The sequence below is a fragment of the Methylobacterium sp. TK31 genome (genome assembly GCF_055361545.1).
This window is the reverse complement of record NZ_CM143964.1, coordinates 1,356,713-1,375,282: the sequence shown is the minus strand read 5'-3', so window position 1 is coordinate 1,375,282 and position 18,570 is coordinate 1,356,713. Positions and strand designations below refer to the sequence as shown.

Sequence of the window (18,570 nt, the reverse complement as noted above, 5' to 3'; positions counted from 1 at the left end):
CACGGGCCGAGGCCTCGCCCGGAGGTTCATCGATTCGAACCGCGATGCCGCCAGCGGAACTCCGAACGGCAGGGGCCAGGCCCGGCACGGGCACATGATGGCGTGCCCAAGCCCGAGACGGCCACACCATCCATCTCCCGGGTCCACCGCCAGTCCGGCGCCGTCGGACCGGCCGGGCCGCACAACACCGGCGGCGTGCGCAGCTCTCGGACGCAGGACGCCTCGAACCTGGACCGCGATCTGCTGCGGATGCAGCCGGCGCAGACCTGAAGCGTCTCCGGCGCCGTCCTGTTTCACATCCTTGCCGCGTGCACCTGCGAGACATGCTCCGATCCCGCTGCGCGGCCCCGGCCGGCGCGTCCGAGAGCATTCATGACTGCAAGCCCCACGATCACGAGTCCCACGATCACGAGCCCGACGACGGCACGCGCCATACCAGCCGCGGATCTCATGAGTAAGGTCAATGCGCCCGAAATCCGGGCCACCCGGCTCCTGTTCCTCATCGTCGGCTTCGGTGTGGCGGCCTGGGCACCCCTGGTACCCCTCGTGAAGGGGCGGGCGGGGCTCGACGACGGCACCCTCGGGCTGCTCCTCCTCTGCCTCGGCATCGGTTCGCTGGCCACCATGCCGGTGGCGGGCGCCCTGGCCGGGCGCTTCGGAACCCGCCCCGTCCTGGCAGCCGCCGTCCTCGTCACCGGCGCGGCGTTGTTGACCTTGTCCCATGCCGCCGGCCTGTCCGTCCTCGCAGCCGCCCTGACCACGCTCGGGATCGGCCTCGGTCTCCTCGACTGCCTGATGAACCTGCAGGCGGTGGCTGTGGAGCGCCGGGCGCAACGGCCGATGATGTCGGGCTTCCACGGCCTCTACAGTCTCGGCTGCATCCTGGGCGCGGCCGGCTTCAGCGTCCTCCTGAGCCTCGGCCTGTCGCCGCCTGCCGCGACCCTGGTTGTCGTCATTGCCATCGCGGCCGCCTTCCTGGCCGCCCTGCCCGGTATCCTGCCTGCGGTGGCGGACGGTCCCGGCGGCCCGGCCTTCGCCCTGCCGCGCGGCCCCGTGCTCGGCATCGGGCTCCTGTGCTTCGTCGTCTTCCTTACGGAGGGCTCGGCCCTCGACTGGAGCGGCGTCTTCCTGATTCAGGAACGCGGCCTCGATCCGACCCGGGCCGGCCTCGGCTACGCGGCCTTCTCGCTGACCATGACGGCGGGCCGCCTCGCCGGCGACGCCCTCGTGCGCCGGCTGGGACGTCGCCGCATCGTCGTCCTGGGCGCGCTCCTCGCGGCCGGCGGCCTCGGCCTCGCGACGGCGGTGCCCCTCTGGCCGGTGACGCTCGTCGGCTACGCCCTGGTGGGGGCCGGCTGCGCCAATATCGTCCCGGTTCTGTTCACCGCCGCCGGCCGACAGGAGACCGTACCGGCCAGCCTCGCGATCCCGGCCGTGACCACCTTGGGCTATGCAGGCGTGCTCGCCGGCCCCGCCGCCATCGGGCTCCTCGCCCATGCGACCAGCCTGACCCTGGCCTTCCTCCTGGTGTCCGTCCTTCTCCTCGCCGTCGCGGGCGGCGCCGGGCGAGTGCGCGTCTGAGGGGACGGTCAGGGATTCGGCCAGGAGAAGCGGATGTTGCCGTCGCGCAGGCCGGCGAGCACGACCTCGATGCCGCCCGATCGGATCATCCATTCGAGCCGGTGATCGCGATACGCGCGGCGGCGTCCGCCGGTGGTGTAGAGGTCGGCCGCCTCCGCCATCCGGGCGGCGGCCGCGTCGAACTCCGCGAAGGTGGACGCCACCGAGGGGCGGGCGCTCACCCGGGCGTGCCAGTGCGCCAGCGGCGTGCCGGGCGCGGGCCCGAGGCCGTAATGCACCGAGCGGTTGACCATCGGAGCCGCCGCCGCATCGGCCCAGCCGAAGCGCGCGCCGCCGAACCAGTCGGCGCTGCCGAGGCGGTCCGAGAGCCAGGCCTGAAGCACCGCCGTCTGCGCCGCCGCCTGGGCGCGCAGGTGCGCGGCGAGGTCCCCGCTGGCCCGGCGGAACCATAGCACCTCGCCGAACCCCCAGTTCACCGCCTCGTACTGGGTGTCGCAAACCTCTTCGGTGATCCGCGCGAAGGCCCGCGCGGCGGGCTCGGCCGGCAAGAGCGGCGGCTCCGGCCAGCGCTCCTCGACATATTCGAGAATCACGGTGGATTCCCACACCGTCGCGTCCCCGTCACGGAGCACCGGCACCTCGGTGCGGGGATTGGTGGCCGCGAAGGGGCCCTCCGCGCTTCCCGTACCGAAGCTCTCCGGTAGCTCGGACGTGAACGGCACGCCCTTCTCGCGGAGCGCGATCTTGACCTTCTGGGCGTAGGACGAGAGCGGGTGCTCGTAGAGCAGCATGGCGAAGAGTTCCTCGGAATTTGCGGGATGCCTGTCGCCCCAACGCCCGAAGGCTTGGTGGAGAAGTCTTGGTGAAGGCAGCCGGGATGCTGGACCGGCCCCTAGAACGGGCTCACCGGGAAGAACCGCAGGTACAGCTCGGCGTATTTCCCTTCGTCCCAGAGGCGCTGGAGCGCGTCGTCGAGGGCCCGCGACAGGGCCGGGTCGTCGGGGCGGGTGACGAGGCCGATGCCCTCGCCGAAATAACGGTTCTCTAGGTAGTCGCCACCCGTGAAGGCGCAGCAGCCCGCGGCGTCGACGCCGCCGATCCAGAGGGCGAGGTTGAGGCCGTCGGCGAAGACGTAGTCGACCTCGCCCCGGCGCAGCGCTCCCTCGGCGCTCGCGAGGTCGGTGAAATCCTTGCCCGCCGCCCTGGGGAAGAACGTCTTGAGGTAGGCGGCGTGCGCGCTGCCGCCGACCACGCCGACGCTGCGCTCGGCCAGGGCGGCGGCGGAGGGGGCGGGCAGGCCTCTGTCGGAGCGGGCGGCGAAGCGGGCCGGCCAGCGGAAATACGGTCGGGTGGCGAGGAAGCGTGCGCGCAGGGCCGGCGTGAGCGGGATCGCGGCGGCGACCACGTCGCCCTGCCGGTCGGCCAGGGCGTCGAGGAGGGTGTCGAAGCGCCGGGCCTGCACCGTGCAGGTCATCGCCAGGCGCTCGCAGACCGCGCGGGCGAGTTCCACCACGAAGCCCGTGGGGGCGCCGTCCGGTCCGGCGAAATGCAGGGGCGGGAAATCGTCGTCGGTCAGGAAGCGGACCGTGCGCGTGCTCGGCTGGGGCTCCATGCGCTCCTGGCGCGCGCGCGGATTCCAGAAGTTCGGGATCGTCACCCCGTCCGCCCGGGCCGGCGGGGGAGCGGCGAGACCGCACAGCGCCGCCGCCAGTGCAAAAGCGGAGACCCGGCGCCGGAACCGGCTTGTCTTTCGGCGTCCGAACGCAGAAGTTGCAGGCGTGGCGCGCGGGTTGCGCGTGGAATCGGACTGGCTCACGGCCCTCCCCTAGCACATCCGCGGGCCGCCGGGAGGCCGTGCGCGGTGTCGCTCCTCGGTTTCAGCGCTCCCGACGGGTGGCCCGCCCCGCTGCCGCCCGAAATCGGATTCCTCGCGCATCAGGGCTTCGACGCCGACCGCCTGGCCCGGGCCGCCGCCCTGGCCCGCGCCTGCGGCAGCGACGCGGCCACGGCGCTGATCCACGCCGACCTGATCTCCGAGGAGGCCTATTACCGCGCCCTCGCGGCCGCCCTGGGAACCGCGTTCCTGGCGGGCGATATCCAACTCGGCGACGCCACCCGCTTTCCCGACAGTCTCGTGGCCGGCCTCGCGCCCCTGACGGCTCCGCGATCCCTGGCCTCCTCCGGACCGGCCACGGTCCGCGCGCCGCGCGGGGCGGCCATCGCCGCCCTGCTGCGGACGGGCACGCGCTCGGCCATCACCACCCCGCGCGCGCTGCAGGCGGCGGTGTTTTCGGCCAACCCGGCCGGCATCGCCGCATTCGCCGCCGATACGCTGCAGCGCCACCGGCCCGACTGGGCCCTGGGGGCGGGCAGCCAGGCGCCGCGGCTCGCCATCGTCGGCCTCGCGCTCGGAATCGCCGGCCTCGCCGCGGGGTTCATCCCCGGCCCCGTCCTGATCGCCGCCTGGACCCTGGTGCAGCTCGGCTTCCTCGCCATGGTGACGGTCCGCATCGCCGCCGTCAGCGTCGAGGCCGAACCGCCCTTCGAGGCGCCGCTGCCGGATACCGCCCTGCCGGTCTACACCGTGCTGGTGGCGCTCCACCGCGAGGCCAGGGTGGTGCCGCGCCTCGTGGCGGCCCTGGCGCGCTTCGACTACCCGGCGGCCAAGCTCGACATCAAGCTGGTGATCGAGGCCGACGACCGCGAGACCGATGCCGCCCTCGCGGCGGCGCGCCTTCCGGCCCGGTTCGAGATCGTCCGGGTGCCGCCGGGCCTGCCCCGCACCAAGCCTCGGGCCCTCAACGCCGCCCTGCCCCTGGCGCGCGGGGCCTGCCTCGTGGTCTACGATGCCGAGGACGTGCCCGATCCCGGCCAGCTCCGCGCCGCCGCGACCCGCTTCGCCCATGCCTCGGCCGCGACGGCCTGTCTGCAGGGCCGGCTCGTGATCGACAACATGGATGACGGCCGCCTCACCCGCTGCTTCGCCATCGAGTACGCCGCCCTGTTCGATGTCCTGATCCCGGCCCTCGCCTCCTGGTGCGTGCCGATCCCGCTGGGGGGCACCTCGACGCATTTCCGCACCCGCATCCTGCGCGAACTCCACGGGTGGGATGCCTGGAACGTCACCGAGGACGCCGACCTCGGCATCCGCCTCGCCCGGGCGGGCTACCGCGTCGGCGACCTGCGCAGCGACACCCTCGAGGAGGCGCCGCGCGCCCTCCTGCCCTGGCTGCACCAGCGCACCCGCTGGATGAAAGGCTTCCTGCAGACCAGCCTCACCCATTCGCGGGCGCCGCGCCGCACGGCGCGGCAACTCGGGCCCCTCGGCACCCTCTGCGCCGTCGCCCTGGTGCCCGGAACGGTGATCTCCGCCCTCGCCTATCCGTTCCTGATGGGCCGCGCCGCCTACGACTTCGCCGCGTTCGCGGGGCGTGGCTTTCCGGCGCCCGGCGGGTTCTGGTCGAATTTCCCGACCGGCACCTCGGTGACGCTGTTCCTGGCCGGGCTGCTCGCCATGCTGCTGCCGGCGGCACTCGGCTGCGTCCGGCGCGGCTGGTTCGACCTGCTCGTCTGCGTGCCGTGGATGCCGCTCTACTTCCTGCTCGTGAGCCTTGCCGCCTGGTCGGGCCTGTTCGAACTCGTCCGCGCGCCCAATCGCTGGCACAAGACGGAGCACGGCCTCGCCCGAACCTCCCGCACCGGCGCGTTGCGTACGGGATGAGGATGAATTCGACCGGCGCCTCGGTCTCGAAATTGAGAATTGTTAAATATTAACGCTGGTCTGCGGGCCCTCAGCTCAAAAGCGCAGCCCAGACGCGCCGAACCGCAGCTGCAACTGCGGCGAAGGTCGATCCGATCATAAGTATCAAAAAGATAATGAGTAGCGTGAACCGGTTTTCCGATTCTGGAACGCTATCTGTTTCACTTCGGGCCATCGCAGCTCTCCGGTCTGGTAACTGCGAATATATCGCAATCGGTTTGCCAATGCGATGTGAACCCTTGGTGGCCTATCCCCTATTGGTAGAACACAACGTCGTGATCCGGTCGCCCGGTCGCGGGCCGCGCGACAGGGTCGGATCAACCCAGGTCCAGGGCCTCGAGCGTCTCGGCGACCCTCCGGCGCGCCGCCCCGGCCAGGGGCAGGATCGGGCGCGGCGGCTCCGCGCGGCAGAGCCCGAGTAGGTCGGCGCAGGTATAGATCACGCGCAGGCTCGAATAGGTCCGGAACAGGTCCCAGAGCGGTTCCAGCCGGGCATTCAGGCGCCGCGCCTCGGCGGCGTCCCCGGCTGCGACCGCCCGGACGATCGCCAGGGCGGGCTCCGGAAACAGCCCGGCGGCGACGCTGTACCAGGCCTCGCCGCCCGCCAGCAGCGTCTCGACGGCGTTCCAGTCGCCGCTGTAGCCGAGGGAGAACCCGGCCGGTACCACGGCGCGCAGCGCGCCGAGATGCTCCGCCGCCCCGCCCGGCTCCGGGGCCGGGCTCTTGATCGCGACGATCCCCGGAACCTCCGCGAGGCGGCCGACGAGGGCCGGCGTGAAGCGGAAATGGGTGGTGCCCGGGTTGTCGTAGAGGCAGAGCGGCAGCCCGGATTCCCGCGCCACCGTCTCGCAATGCACGAACACCTCGTCCTCGGTCAGCGGCGTGTAGGACATCGCCGCCAGGAGCCCGGCCGCGGCCCCGGCCCCCCTGGCGTCCTGGGCCATCCGCACCGCCTCGTCGGTGCGCAATGCGCCGACGCCGACGAGAACCGGCACGCGGCCCGCCGCCGCCTCGACGGCGGCCTCCACGGCCCGGCGGCGCTGGTGGCGCGCGAGGAACGCATAGGTGCCGGTGCTGCCCAGCAGGCCGATCGATCCGACGCCGGCCGCGACCAGGGGATGCAGCAGGGCGCGCAGGGCGCCGAGGTCGACCTGACCGTCGGCGTTCGCGGGCGTGATCGGAAAGGCCGACAGGACGGTCATGGTCGCTCCAGGGGCAGGCGGACGGGGCGGCGGCGGCCCCCGGTCGTCCGCGGCGGCTGACGGGATTTCGGCGCTCAGAGCATTTTGCCGAGTTCGGCCGCCGCCTCCTCGGGCGGGCGGGCAAGGTTCAGGGCATTGAGGAAGCGGTTCTGGCCGTTCATCACGTAGACGAGGGCGGTGTGCTCCATGGTGTAGTCGCCGTCCTTGGTCGGTACCTTGCGGACATAGGCGCGGTAAGCCTTCACGGCCGCGTTCACCTCTTCGGGTGAGCCGGTCAGGCCGACGATGCGCGGATCGAAGCTCGCCAGGTAGGTCTTCAGGGCGGCGGGCGTGTCCCGCTCGGGGTCGACGGCGATGAACAGCGCGCGGGTGTCCCGGCCCTTCGGCCCGAGGGCCTGGAGCACGTCGCCGATCTGCTGCAGCGTCGTCGGGCAGACGTCGGGGCAATGGGTGAAGCCGAAGAACACGAGGTGGGTCCGGCCCGCATAGTCGCGCTCGGTGACGCGCTGCCCGTCCTGGTTGGTCAGGGTGAAGGGACCGCCGACGCTGCTCGTCCCGGCCTCCTGGGTCTTCGGAGCGAGCACCACGAAGGCGGCGACGCAGAGCCCGACGAGGCCGATCGCGAAGGCGAGGAGGGGCAGGAGCGTGCGACGCATGGAAGACGGCCTTGCGGTCGAGGAAGGTGCCGGCTTCAGACCACAGCCGCCGAGCCTGGGCAATCCGCCAAACCGCCGCCGCCCAACCGCCGTCGAACGGGCTCAGCCCGGCTGCGGCTCGCCCGCACCCGGCTCGCCCGCACCCGGCTCGCCCCTGCGCCGGTCCACCGCCAGGGCCGCGCTCTCGCGCCTGAGCGGCCGGCCGACCGGACAGGCCTCCTGCACGAAGCCGTTGAGGGTGTTGAGCAGGCTGTCCTCCACCTGCCGGTAGAACACGAACTGCCCGCGCTTCTCGCCCACGATCAGGCCTGCCGATTCGAGCACCGAGAGATGCTGCGAGATCGAGGGCTTCGACATCGAGAACCGCCCGGCGATCTCCCCCGCACTGAGTTCGGTGTGGGCGAGATAGGCCAGGATCTTCCGGCGCACGGAGGAGGACAGGGCTTCGAAGACGCGCTGCATGGACGCAGGGTTTAAGCGATGAGCTAACCATTGACAAGTCCAGATGCAACGGTGTTTAGCTTATTGCCTAAACATCGAAGCAGGCTGCGCCATGGCTGAACCGTTCCGCTGCACCTCCACCGCCCGCATGGTCGCCGAAGCGGACACCTCCGCCGCCGAAGGGCACCTGGAATGGGCCCCGGCCAAGTCGCTCTGGATCACCGGGATGGTCGGCACCGCCCTGTTCCTCGGGCCCGTCCTCGTCACCCCCGGGGCCGTCGTGCTGTTCGCGCTCACCACGGTCGTCACCCTCTGCGCCGGCCATTCGGTCGGGATGCACCGGTTGCTCGTCCATCGCAGCTTCTCGGCCCGACCCTCCGTCGCGTATCTCCTGATCTATCTCGGGACGCTGGTCGGCATGGCCGGGCCGGTGGGGATGATCCGCCTTCACGACATGCGGGACTGGGCGCAGCGACAGGCCGAATGCCACGCCCTGCACGCCAACCGGCTGCCGATGCTGCGCGACGCCCTCCTGCAGATGCACGCCCGCCTCGTCCTGACGCATCCGCCCCGCTTCCAGCTGGAACCGCGGGTCGCGCAGGACCGGGTGCTCCGGTGGCTGGAGGCGACCTGGATGTTGCAGCAACTGCCCTGGGCCGTGCTGTTCTACGCCTCGGGCGGATGGCCGTGGGTGATCTGGGGCATTCCCGTCCGCATCGCGGTGTCGCTGACGGGGCACTGGCTCGTCGTGCACCTGACCCACCGCAACGGTCCGCAGGGCTGGGTGGTCGACGGCGAATCGGTCCAGGGGCACGACCTGCCGGCCGCGGCCTGGCTGACCTTCGGCGAGGCCTGGCATGCGACGCACCATGCCTGGCCGGACTCGGCGCGCCTCGGAACCGAGCCGGGCCAGGCCGATGCAGGCTGGCGTCTCCTGCGCGTGCTGGAGCGCCTGGGTCTGGTCTGGGACCTGAAGCAGCCGGGCAACCTGGAGCCCCGGGCCGGGGTGCGCCGGGTCGCGACGGCGGGGGCGCAGCCGGAGCCGCCGCCCCGCGCGCCCTCGGCGCTCAGATCGCGAGCTTGTCCGGCTCGATGGCGGCGATCGCCTCCCGGGCGCCCAGGCGGCGCAGGGCTTCGCCCACCATGAGGAGCGCCGGTCCCTCGTGACCGGACGCTTCGACCCGGTCGGCGAGGTCGCGGGCCGTCCCCTCCACCACCTGCTGGTGCGGGCGGGTGGCGTTGAAGACGAGCAGCGCCGGGGTCGCAGGGGCGAGGCCCTCGGCGATCGCCCGCTCCAGCAGCACGGCGAGGGTCTTCTTCGGCATGTAGACCACGGTGGTGACGCTCGGGTCGGCGAGCGCGCCCCAGTTCAGATCCTCGGGCAGCGCTCCGCGCCGGTCGTGGCCGGTGACGTATTGCAGGCGGCGCGCCGCGTCGCGGTTCGTCAGCGAGACGCAGAGCGAGGCGGCCGCCCCCTGCGCGGCCGAGACGCCCGGAACCACGCTGACCGGGATGCCGGCGGCCCGGCAGGCCTCGATCTCCTCGCCGGCCCGGCCGAACACCAGGGGGTCGCCGGACTTGAGGCGCACCACCTGCTTGCCGGACTTGGCGAGCTGCACCATCAGCGCGTTGATGTCGTCCTGGCGGCAGGACGGGCCGTGCCCGGTCTTGCCCACCAGCATGGTGCGGGCCTCGCGGCGGGCATAGTCGAGGATCTCGGGCGCCACGAGGTCGTCGTACAGGATGACGTCGGCGTTGCGCAGGCTGCGCAGGGCCTTGAGGGTGAGGAGCTCGGCATCGCCCGGGCCGGCGCCCACCAGCGTCACCGCCCCGCCCTTCGGCGCCGCCTCGGTCTGGCCCAGCAGCTCGGCGAGATCCTGGTCCGTCGGCACCCGGTCGGGCTCCGCGAAGGCGCGATCGGTGAAGCGCTCCCAGAAGGCGCGGCGGTCCGAGAAGCCGTGGAAGCGGCTCGTGACCTCCTCGCGCCAGTCGCGGGCGGCGCCGATCCAGGCCTTGAACCCGCGCGGCAGCATGCCCTCGATCCGGGCCCGCACGGTCTGGCCGAAGACCGGGGCAGCGCCCTCGGTCGAGATGCCCACCACCATGGGCGAACGGTTGACGATGGCGCCGAACTTCACGTCGCAGAGATGCGGCCGGTCGACCGCGTTGACGATGGCACCGGTCTTCCGGGCCGCGGTCACGAAGGCGATGCAATCGTCCTCGTCCTCCATGGCGCCGATGCAGAAGGCGGCGCCCGTCAGGTCCTCGGGCTGCCACTGGCGCAGGTGCAGGGTCACGGAGCCCGCGACGATCTCGGCCGGCACCGCGCGCAGCTCCTCGCTCGGCTCGGGGGCGTAGACGTCCACATGGGCCCCGGCGGCGGCCAGCAGCTTCACCTTCCAGGGCGCACCGCCGTTGGAACCGGCCAGCACCGCCCGCTTGCCGTGCAGCGGCACGAAGACGGGCAGGACGGCCAGGGGCTCCAGCCCTGCGGGGGCTCCGCCACGGACCGGATCGATGCCGGCGGGCCGGGTTTCACGGGGGGTGCGGGGCGTGCTCATGGGACTCGGGACATGGGTGTCGATTGGGCCGAAAGTGAGCCTATGCGGCGTTGCGCGCAAGCACCTCGGGCAGCAGCTTGCGGATCTCGGGGATGCACGAGCCGCAATTCGTGCCGGCCTTGCAGGCCGCACCCACCGCCTCGACGGTGCCGGCCCCCGCGGCGATCACCCCCGTGATGACGTCGAGGCCGACCCCGTGGCAGGCACAGACGGTCGGCCCGGCCGACGCGGTCTCGGCCCGGCCCGACAGGAGGGCGCGCCGGGCCGGGGGCGCGGGCTCCGGCTCGGCGAACAGGCCCTTGGCCTCCTCCCAGCCCGGGCGGGCCTCGGCCGGGCCCAGCGCCAGGCAGGCCACGAGGCGGCCGGCCTCGTAGACGGCGCAGCGGTAGCGCCCGCGGGCATGGTCGGCATATTCGGCGAGTTCGTGGCCCTGGAACAGGCCGCGCATCATCAGCGCCACGGCGCGCGAACTCTCCTGCGTGGCGAATTGCAGGCCCGAGCCGCCGGAGATCGTGGCCCGCGCCCACCACCAGCCCTCCGGCAGGGTGTGCGCGCCGCGGGTGAGCAGGAAGCCGCGGTTGCGGTAGGGCACCGGGGCGATGCCGGCCGGCGTCGCCTTCAATTCGGGCTGGCCGGAGACCGGATCGGGCACGCCCCGCACCAGGGCGCCGACCCGGGCATCCGAGGCGGTGGCGGCGCTCCAGTGGAAGGCCGCGAACAGGTTGCCCGGCCGCACGGCGTCGGTGACCATCGCCTCCAGGGTCGCGGTGCCGTGCGGCGTCGCGATCCGGGCGAGATCGCCCTCCTTCAGCCCGAGCGGAGCGGCGTCGTCCGGATGGATCTCCACGAAGGGCACGGAGCGGTGGGCCGAGAGGCGCTGGCTCTTTCCCGTGCGCGTCATCGTGTGCCAGTGGTCGCGGACCCGGCCCGTGTTGAGGACGAGGGGGTAGGCCTCGCTCACCGCTTGCGCCAGCGCCGGGGCCTGCACGGCCACGAAGCGGGCGCGCTTGTCGAAGGTGTAGAACTGCCCGTCGGCGAAGAGCCGCGCCTTGGCCTTGCCGCGCTTCGGCAGCGGCCATTGCAGCGGCGGCGTGGTCGCGTAGGCCGCATCGGCCATGTCGCTGACGGCCCCGATATCGAAATCGCGGGTGCCGTTGTTCTCGAAGGCCGAGAGGCTGGCATGCTCGCGGAAGATCGCGGCGCTGCCCGAATAGGCGAAGGCCTCGCCGTGGCCGAGGCGCTTGGCGACGTCGCAGACGATCTGCCAGTCGGCCCGGGCCTCGCCGGGGGCCTTCAGGAAGCTGCGCTGGCGCGAGATCCGGCGCTCGGAATTCGTCACCGTGCCGTCCTTCTCGCCCCAGGCGAGGGCCGGCAGCAGCACGGTCCTGCCACCCGTCGCCCGGGCGCTGTCGCTGTCGGCCACCGCCTCCGAGACCACGTAGAGGTCGAGGGACTTGAGGCTCTCGCGGATCAGGTCGGCGCGCGGCATCGACACGATGGGGTTGGTGCCCATCACCCACAGGGCCTTGATCTTGCCGCGCTCGATCGCCTCGAACAGGGCGACCGCCTTCATGCCCTCGCCGGTGATGATGTTGGGCGCGCCCCAGAAGCGGCGGACGCGGTCCACCTCCTCGGGGGTGAAGTGCATGTGGGCGGCCAGCATGTTGGCCAGCCCCCCGACCTCGCGCCCGCCCATGGCGTTGGGCTGGCCGGTCAGCGAGAACGGCCCCGCGCCGGGCAGGCCGATGCGGCCGGTGGCGAGGTGGCAGTTGATGATCGCGTTGCCCTTGTCGGTGCCTTGAGCCGACTGGTTCACCCCCTGCGAGAAAGCGGTGACGACGCGCTTCGTCCGGGCGAACAGCTCGAAGAACCGCGCCACGTCGGCCTCGGACAGGCCGGTGGCGGCGGCGGTGGCGGAGATCGTCGGCGCGATGGCGCGCGCCCGCTCGAGGGCGCCGTCGAGGCCGGTCGTGTGGTCGAGGACGAAGCGGTAATCGAGGGAGCCCGTGCTGGCGAGGTGCACCAGCAGGCCGGAGAACAGGGCGGTGTCGGTGCCGGCCTTCAGGCCGAGGAAGAGGTCCGCCTCCTCGCCCGTCTGGGTCCGGCGGGGGTCGATCACCACCAGCTTGGTGCCGCGTTTCGCCCGCGCGTCGACCATGCGGCGGAACAGGATGGGGTGGCACCAGGCGGTGTTCGACCCGACGAGGACGATGAGGTCCGCTTCCTCGAGGTCCTCGTAGCAGCCCGGCACGGTGTCCGAGCCGAAGGCGCGCCGGTGGGCGGCCACCGCGCTCGACATGCACAGGCGCGAGTTGGTGTCGACGTGCGGGGTGCCGAGGAAGCCCTTCGCGAGCTTGTTGGCGACGTAGTAGTCCTCGGTCAGGAGCTGGCCCGAGAGGTAGAACGCGATCGCGTCCGGCCCGTGCTGCTCCGCGATCCGGCGCAGGGACCCCGCCACGGTGCCGAGGGCCGATTCCCAGCTCGTGCGGACGCCGTCCACCTGCGGGTGGAGCAGGCGGTTGTCGAGGGAGAGCGTCTCGCCCAGCGCCGAGCCCTTGGAGCAGAGGCGCCCGAAATTGGCCGGGTGTGCGGTGTCTCCGGCGATGTCCGCACCCCCCTGCCCGTCCGGCGTGGCGAGCACGCCGCAGCCGACGCCGCAATAGGGACAGGTGGTCTTGACGGGGGCGGCCGGTGCCTGGACGTGCGCATTCATGGCGGAATCCTCGGCGGGTTTTCTATGGTCGTGGATGGAGGCAAGAGACGGGCCGGGGCAGACCGCCCACCCTCTCCCCTCTGCGGGAGAGGGTGCCTGCGGAGCAGGCGGGAGAGGGGCCCGCGCGACCAATTCGGAAAGGGCGGTGCTCCCCTCTCCCGACCCGCATGCGCGGGCCACCCTCCCCCGCAGAGGGGAGAGGGTTGAGATGGCGCGCTCAGTACACGTCGGCCTGATAGCGGCCGGTCTTCTTGAGATGGGCGAGGTAGGCCACGGCCTCGTCGGGGTTCTTGCCCCCGTGCGTGCCGGCGACGTCGATGATCGCCCGCTCCACGTCCTTGGCCATGCGCTTGGCATCGCCGCAGACGTAGAAATGCGCGCCGCCCTCGAGCCAGGTCCACAGCTCCGCGCCGGTCTCCCGCATGCGGTCCTGGACGTAGGTCTTCTCGGCGCCGTCGCGGGACCAGGCCAGCGACAGCCGCGTGAGCACTTTCCTGTCCTTAAGGGCGTTCAGCTCGTCCTTGTAGAAGAAGTCGGAGGCCTGCTTCTGGTGGCCGTAGAACAGCCAGTTCCGGCCCGGCGCTCCCGTCGCGTCGCGCTCGCGCAGGAAGGCGCGGAACGGCGCGATGCCGGTGCCGGGACCCACCATGATGACGTCCTTCGCGAGGTCCTCCGGCAGGGCGAACCCGTGCGCCTTCTGCAGGTAGACCTTCACCTTCATGCCCTCGGGCATCCGCTCGCCCAGATGGGTCGAGGCGACGCCGAGGCGCAGGCGCGAGCGGTGGCTGTAGCGCACCGCGTCGACGGTGAGCGAGACCCGGCCCGGATCGGCCTTCGGCGAGGACGAGATCGAGTAGAGCCGCGGCTGCAACTCGTCGAGGGCTTCCAGGAACACCTCGGCATCGGGGCGCGCGCCGGGGAACTTGTGGAGGGCGCCGAGCACGTCGAGATGGGCGGCGTCGCCGTCCGGGTCCTCGCCGGCGGCGAGCGCCTGCGCCTTCCGGCGCGCCTCCCCCGAGGTGAGGAGCGAGAGGAGCTGGTAGAGCCCGTCCGGCGCACCGCCCAGCGCGTAATCGGTCAGGAGCCGGTCGCGCAGGGTCTTGCCGCCGATCCTGCGCTCGGGCCGTGCGCCGAGCTCGGCGATGACCGCGTCGACCAGGGCCGGCGCATTGGTGGGGAACAGCCCGAGGGAATCGCCGACCACGTAGTCGATCGGCGTGTCCGTCAGGTCGATCTCGATGTGCCAGGTCTCCTTCTCGCCCCCCGGCGCGTTGAGGCGCGTACGGGAGACGAAGGTCGCCTCCACGGGGTTCTCCCGGCAGAATCCGAGCGGACCGAGTTCGGGGGCGGCCTTGGGCGCAGCGTCCTCGGACGCCTTCGGCGCTCCGCCGCCGGCGGCGCCGAATTCCTCCTCGAGCTTCTTCAGCATCCGGAGCGTGTCCTTGCCGCCCGGCTGGCACAGGTTCAGGCGCTCCTCGTTCTTGAGGAAGATCGCGTTGGCGTAGTCGGCACAGTTGTAGCCGCACTGACCGCAATCCTGCTGCGCCATGGCGGCCATCAGCTTCTGCGGCTCGGGCCGCTCCTTGGCCATCTCCATGCGCTCGGGCAGAGGCAGCGAGGGATCGTGCCAGGGCGCGTCGTCGTTGTCGGCGAGCCTCACGCCGCCGGCCGGCGCGTCGCCCGGTGCCAGCGCCGTGGCGCCCTCGACGGCGGGGCCCAGCAGCGCCGCGAAGTAGCCCGAGAGCCAGGCACGCTGGTCCGGATCGAAGGGGGCGGTCTCGGGGATGAGAACCAGGGGGGGCGTGACGTGCTCGCTCATGCGGCGGCCTTCAGGACGGGTTGCTCTTCGGCGATGTTGCGCAGGGATTCGGGGCCGGTGCGGGCGGTGAAGGCCTGGAAGCTCTCGTCCGGGCCGGTGCGGCGGGCGAGGTAGCTCCGCAGCAGAGCCTCAATGCGGGCCGGGCAATCCTCGGCCCTCACGGCCTTCCAGATCTCGGTGCCGATCTTCGGGCTGTCGCCGAAGCCGCCGCCGACGACGATGTCGTAGCCCTCGACGGTGTCGCCCTCCTCCGAGACCACGACCTTGGCCCCGATCAGCCCGATGTCGCCGATGTAGTGCTGGGCGCACGAGTGATGGCAGCCGGTGAGATGGACGTTCACCGGGACGTCGAGCTCCGTCAGATGGGCCTCGATGTAGTCGGCGATGACCAGGGCGTGGCCCTTGGTGTCGGAGGCGGCGAACTTGCAGCCGCGATTGCCCGTGCAGGCGACGAGGCCGGCGCGGATGCTGGAGGCCTCCGTGGTGAGTCCGAGCGCCGCGACCCGCGCCTGGACCTCGGCCACCTTCGCGTCGGGCACGCCGGAGAACAGGAAGTTCTGCCAGACGGTCATGCGGATGGCGCCGTCGCCGCATTCGGCGGCGATTCGTGCCAGGGCGCGCATCTGGTCGGTGGTCATCTTGCCGACGGGCAGGATCACGCCGATCCAGTTCAGGCCCTCCTGGACCTGACGGTGCACGCCCACATGGGCGAAGCGGTCCATGCCGCCGCGGGGCGCGACGTGGGCGGCGTCGACCCGGTCGAGCTTGGTCCCCAGCACCTCCTCGACGGCGGCGAGATACTTGTCGAAGCCCCAGGCGTCGAGGACGTACTTCATCCGGCTCTTGTTGCGGTTGGTGCGGTCACCGTTCTTGATGAAGACCCGCAGGATGGCGTCGGCGACCCTGTTGCAATCCTCCGGCTTCAGCACGACGCCGGTGTCGCGGGCGAGATCGCGGTGACCCGAGATGCCGCCCAGCACGAGGCGCATCCACACGCCCGGTGCGACGCTCGCCCCCTCCAGCACCCGCACGGCCTGGAAGCCGATGTCGTTGGTCTCCTCCAGCACCGGCATCACGCCGCCGCCGTCGAAGGCGACGTTGAACTTGCGCGGCAGGCCGAAGAGCGAGCGGTCGTTGAGGATGTGGTTGTGCCAGGACTTCGCCAGGGGCCGCGTGTCGAGCAGCTCCTGCGCATCGATGCCGGCCACCGGCGAGCCGGTGACGTTGCGGATGTTGTCGGCGCCCGCACCCCGGGCGGTGAGGCCGAGATCGATCAGCCCGTCGAGGAAGGGCTGGCCGTGCTCCGGGATGATCTCGCGGACCTGCAGGTTGGCCCGGGTGGTGACGTGGGCATAGCCGCCGCCATGCGCATCGGCCAGATCCGCGATGCCGGCGAACTGCCAGTGGTGCAGGATGCCGTTGGGGATGCGCAGGCGGCACATGTAGGAGTTCTGGGCCGGGGCCACCCAGAACAGACCGTGATAGCGCCAGCGGAAGTTGTCCTCGGGTTTGGGCGCCTTGCCCGTGGCGGCCTCGGCGATGAGCCGGTTGTGGCCGTCGAAGGGGTTCTCGGCGCGCTTCCACTTCTCCTGCTCGCAGAGCTTGCCGCCGGCCTTCACCGTGGCGTCCTGCGCCTTGATGTGGATCGCGTCGGGGCCGGTCGGCTCGGCCGGCGGGGCGGAGGCGCCCGGCCCGAGGGCCAGGCCGCCGGTCAGCCGGGCGGCACTGATGCCGGAGGCGAAGCCTTCCAGATAGCGCTTCTGCTCGGCGTTGAATGCGTCGGCCATGGGCGGGCTCCTCACGCTGCGAGGGGTTGGGAGACGGGCGCGGGGCGCCCGAACAGGAGGTCGTCGCGGTGATCGGCGATGGAGCCACCGGTGCGGATGAGCTCCTTGCACCAGCCCTGCTCGCCGATGTCGCCGACGAAGACCGCGCCGATGAGCCGGTCTTCGGCGACGACGAGCTTGCGGTAGAGGCCGAGGCCGGGATCCGACATCAGCACGGTCTCGGCCCCCTCCGGCGCCTCGATCTGGCCGGCGGAGAACACCGGCAGCCCCGAGACCTTCAGGCTGGTGGAGAGGGCGGTGCCGAGGTAGCTCGCCTCCTCGCCGACGAGGTGGCGGCTCAGGGCCTCGGCCTGCTCGTAGGCGGGCTCGACGAGGCCGTAGACCTGGCCCCGATGCTCCGCGCACTCGCCGAGCGCGTAGATCCGGGCATCGGAGGACTGCATCCGGTCGTCGACCGTGATGCCGCGCGCGGTCTCGATCCCGGCGTCCCGGGCCAGCGCCACGTTGGGACGCACGCCGACCGACATCACCACCAGGTCGGCCGGCAGGACCGTGCCGTCGGCCAGGACCAGGCGCTCGACCCGGCCGTCGCCCTCGACCGACGCGGTGTCGGCCTTGAGCAGCACCTTGACGCCGCGGGCCTCCATGGCCCGCTTCACCAGCCCGGCGGCGGCATGGTCGAGCTGGCGCTCCATCAGCCGGTCCATGACGTGCAGGAGCGTGGTGTCGACGCCGAGCCGCGCGAGGCCGACGGCGGCCTCCAGGCCGAGGAGGCCGCCGCCGATCACGATGGCCCGGGCGTGCGCCACCGCCGCCCTGCGGATGGCGGCGACGTCGGCGAGATCGCGGAAGGTCAGCACGCCGGGCAGGTCCATGCCGGGCTTCGGCAGGCGGATGGGCAGGGAACCCACCGCGAGGACGAGCTTGTCGAAGGGCAGGACATGGGCCTCCCCCACCATCACGAGGCCGTTCTCGCGGTCGATCTCGGTGACCGGCGCGCCGGTGATGAGCCGGATGCCGTGGTCCGCGTACCAGTCGAGGCCGCGGAAGGCGCAGGCGCCCTCGTCGACCTCGCCGCCGAGCAGGGACGAGAGCAGCACGCGGTTATAGGCCGCCTGCGGCTCGGCCCCGACGACGGTGACGTCGTACAGGCCCGGCGCCCGCTCGGTGAGGCGTTCCAGGAAGCGCAACGACGCCATGCCGTTGCCGATCACCACCAGCCGTTCCCGCATCGTCCGAGACCCGTTCCTCAGGCAGCGATGGCGGGCTTGGCGTGGCGCGCGTAGAGGAATTCGAGCACCTCGGCGCGGGCGTGGGTGTAGGTCGCGTCCTCCACGAGATCGAGGCGGCGGCGCGGGCGCTCGAGGTCGACCCGCAGGATCTCGCCGACGGTCGCGGAGGGGCCGTTGGTCATCATCACGATGCGGTCGGAGAGGAGCACCGCCTCGTCGACGTCGTGGGTGATCATGATCACGGCGTTCTTCAGCCGGGCATGGATGTCCATGAGCGAGTCCTGGAGATGGGCGCGGGTGAGGGCGTCCAGCGCCCCGAAGGGCTCGTCGAGGAGCAGCACCTTCGGCTCCATCGCCAGGGCCCGCGCGATGCCCACGCGCTGCTTCATGCCGCCCGAGATCTCGCTCGGGCGCCGGTCGGCGGCGTGGGTCATGTTCACCAGCGACAGGTTGTGGTCGATCCAGGCGTTGCGCTCGGCCCTCGACTTCTTGCCCTTGAAGACCTTGTCGACGGCGAGCGCCACGTTCTCGCGCACGGTGAGCCAGGGCAGGAGCGAGTGGTTCTGGAACACCACGGCGCGGTCGGGCCCGGGGCTGTTCACCTCCTTGCCCTCGAGCAGCACCCCGCCGGTGGAGGCCTTGAGCAGGCCGGCGACGATGTTGAGCACCGTCGACTTGCCGCAGCCCGAATGCCCGATCAGCGAGACGAACTCGCCCTTGTCGATCTTCACGCTGACGTCGCGCAGGACCTCGTTGGTCCGGCCCGAGCGGGTGAAGCTGATGCCGACGTTCTCGATGCTGAGATAGCTCATGGGATT

General features: G+C 71.8%; 14 protein-coding genes. 3 read left to right on the top strand and 11 right to left on the bottom strand.

Annotation, left to right across the window (positions count from 1 at the left end; genetic code table 11):
* Positions 1-450: 450 nt before the first annotated feature.
* Entirely contained in the window at positions 451-1,581 is a 1,131-nt protein-coding gene (locus tag ACXJY8_RS06295) for an MFS transporter (protein WP_463777547.1), read from the top strand.
* A gap of 8 nt (positions 1,582-1,589) precedes the next feature.
* On the opposite strand, the gene ACXJY8_RS06290 is transcribed toward ACXJY8_RS06295, so the two are convergent.
* Positions 1,590-2,372 carry a glutathione S-transferase family protein gene (locus tag ACXJY8_RS06290; protein WP_463777545.1) on the bottom strand — a complete coding sequence of 261 codons (783 nt, stop codon included), beginning with the start codon at positions 2,370-2,372 and terminating at the stop codon, positions 1,590-1,592.
* Between the two features lie 101 nt (positions 2,373-2,473).
* A complete protein-coding gene (locus tag ACXJY8_RS06285) occupies positions 2,474-3,292 on the bottom strand; it encodes a transporter substrate-binding domain-containing protein (RefSeq protein ID WP_463780432.1) in 819 nt (272 codons plus the stop codon).
* 150 nt (positions 3,293-3,442) lie between these two features.
* On the opposite strand from ACXJY8_RS06285, the gene ACXJY8_RS06280 reads away from it, so the two are divergent.
* On the top strand, positions 3,443-5,302 hold the full coding sequence (locus tag ACXJY8_RS06280; protein WP_463777542.1) for a glycosyltransferase: 1,860 nt from the start codon (positions 3,443-3,445) through the stop codon (positions 5,300-5,302).
* Between the two features lie 356 nt (positions 5,303-5,658).
* Here ACXJY8_RS06280 and ACXJY8_RS06275 read toward each other — a convergent pair whose 3' ends face one another.
* The 3 genes from ACXJY8_RS06275 to ACXJY8_RS06265 form a co-directional block, all read right to left on the bottom strand.
* Positions 5,659-6,543, bottom strand: coding sequence for a dihydrodipicolinate synthase family protein (locus tag ACXJY8_RS06275; protein WP_463777539.1), 885 nt, complete (start codon positions 6,541-6,543; stop codon positions 5,659-5,661).
* A 74-nt stretch (positions 6,544-6,617) separates the two neighbouring features.
* Positions 6,618-7,199 carry an SCO family protein gene (locus tag ACXJY8_RS06270; protein ID WP_463777536.1) on the bottom strand — a complete coding sequence of 194 codons (582 nt, stop codon included), beginning with the start codon at positions 7,197-7,199 and terminating at the stop codon, positions 6,618-6,620.
* A 102-nt stretch (positions 7,200-7,301) separates the two neighbouring features.
* Positions 7,302-7,661: a metalloregulator ArsR/SmtB family transcription factor gene (locus ACXJY8_RS06265; RefSeq protein ID WP_463777532.1), complete on the bottom strand. Its 360-nt coding sequence runs from the start codon at positions 7,659-7,661 to the stop codon at positions 7,302-7,304.
* 91 nt (positions 7,662-7,752) lie between these two features.
* On the opposite strand from ACXJY8_RS06265, the gene ACXJY8_RS06260 reads away from it, so the two are divergent.
* Positions 7,753-8,787, top strand: coding sequence for a fatty acid desaturase (locus ACXJY8_RS06260; RefSeq protein ID WP_463777528.1), 1,035 nt, complete (start codon positions 7,753-7,755; stop codon positions 8,785-8,787).
* On the opposite strand, the gene cysG is transcribed toward ACXJY8_RS06260, so the two are convergent.
* From cysG to ACXJY8_RS06230, 6 genes are all read right to left on the bottom strand, one after another.
* Positions 8,708-10,201: a siroheme synthase CysG gene (gene cysG, locus ACXJY8_RS06255; RefSeq protein ID WP_463777524.1), complete on the bottom strand. Its 1,494-nt coding sequence runs from the start codon at positions 10,199-10,201 to the stop codon at positions 8,708-8,710. The two genes, ACXJY8_RS06260 and cysG, sit on opposite strands and share 80 nt — an antisense overlap.
* A gap of 40 nt (positions 10,202-10,241) precedes the next feature.
* Positions 10,242-12,914 carry a nitrate reductase gene (locus tag ACXJY8_RS06250; RefSeq protein ID WP_463777520.1) on the bottom strand — a complete coding sequence of 891 codons (2,673 nt, stop codon included), beginning with the start codon at positions 12,912-12,914 and terminating at the stop codon, positions 10,242-10,244.
* Between the two features lie 217 nt (positions 12,915-13,131).
* Positions 13,132-14,733 (bottom strand): sulfite reductase subunit alpha, encoded by a 1,602-nt coding sequence (locus tag ACXJY8_RS06245; RefSeq protein WP_463777518.1) that lies wholly within the window; start codon positions 14,731-14,733, stop codon positions 13,132-13,134.
* Complete coding sequence (locus ACXJY8_RS06240; RefSeq protein ID WP_463777515.1) at positions 14,730-16,520, bottom strand: NirA family protein; 1,791 nt, start codon at positions 16,518-16,520, stop codon at positions 14,730-14,732. The genes ACXJY8_RS06245 and ACXJY8_RS06240 overlap by 4 nt, the downstream gene beginning before the upstream one ends.
* 11 nt (positions 16,521-16,531) lie before the next feature.
* Positions 16,532-17,752 (bottom strand): NAD(P)/FAD-dependent oxidoreductase, encoded by a 1,221-nt coding sequence (locus ACXJY8_RS06235; protein ID WP_463777512.1) that lies wholly within the window; start codon positions 17,750-17,752, stop codon positions 16,532-16,534.
* Positions 17,753-17,769: 17 nt separating this feature from the next.
* Positions 17,770-18,564: an ABC transporter ATP-binding protein gene (locus ACXJY8_RS06230; protein WP_463777510.1), complete on the bottom strand. Its 795-nt coding sequence runs from the start codon at positions 18,562-18,564 to the stop codon at positions 17,770-17,772.
* Between the last annotated feature and the right edge of the window lie 6 nt (positions 18,565-18,570).

What these genes read in the sequence shown, in the direction of transcription:
- ACXJY8_RS06295 (WP_463777547.1), top strand. Translation starts at nt 451, where the DNA reads ATGAGTAAGGTCAATGCGCCCGAAATCCGGGCCACCCGGCTCCTGTTC.
- ACXJY8_RS06290 (WP_463777545.1), bottom strand. Translation starts at nt 2,372, where the DNA reads ATGCTGCTCTACGAGCACCCGCTCTCGTCCTACGCCCAGAAGGTCAAG.
- ACXJY8_RS06265 (WP_463777532.1), bottom strand. Translation starts at nt 7,661, where the DNA reads ATGCAGCGCGTCTTCGAAGCCCTGTCCTCCTCCGTGCGCCGGAAGATC.
- ACXJY8_RS06230 (WP_463777510.1), bottom strand. Translation starts at nt 18,564, where the DNA reads ATGAGCTATCTCAGCATCGAGAACGTCGGCATCAGCTTCACCCGCTCG.
- ACXJY8_RS06235 (WP_463777512.1), bottom strand. Translation starts at nt 17,752, where the DNA reads ATGCGGGAACGGCTGGTGGTGATCGGCAACGGCATGGCGTCGTTGCGC.
- cysG (WP_463777524.1), bottom strand. Translation starts at nt 10,201, where the DNA reads ATGAGCACGCCCCGCACCCCCCGTGAAACCCGGCCCGCCGGCATCGAT.
- ACXJY8_RS06240 (WP_463777515.1), bottom strand. Translation starts at nt 16,520, where the DNA reads ATGGCCGACGCATTCAACGCCGAGCAGAAGCGCTATCTGGAAGGCTTC.
- ACXJY8_RS06260 (WP_463777528.1), top strand. Translation starts at nt 7,753, where the DNA reads ATGGCTGAACCGTTCCGCTGCACCTCCACCGCCCGCATGGTCGCCGAA.
- ACXJY8_RS06250 (WP_463777520.1), bottom strand. Translation starts at nt 12,914, where the DNA reads ATGAATGCGCACGTCCAGGCACCGGCCGCCCCCGTCAAGACCACCTGT.
- ACXJY8_RS06275 (WP_463777539.1), bottom strand. Translation starts at nt 6,543, where the DNA reads ATGACCGTCCTGTCGGCCTTTCCGATCACGCCCGCGAACGCCGACGGT.
- ACXJY8_RS06270 (WP_463777536.1), bottom strand. Translation starts at nt 7,199, where the DNA reads ATGCGTCGCACGCTCCTGCCCCTCCTCGCCTTCGCGATCGGCCTCGTC.
- ACXJY8_RS06245 (WP_463777518.1), bottom strand. Translation starts at nt 14,733, where the DNA reads ATGAGCGAGCACGTCACGCCCCCCCTGGTTCTCATCCCCGAGACCGCC.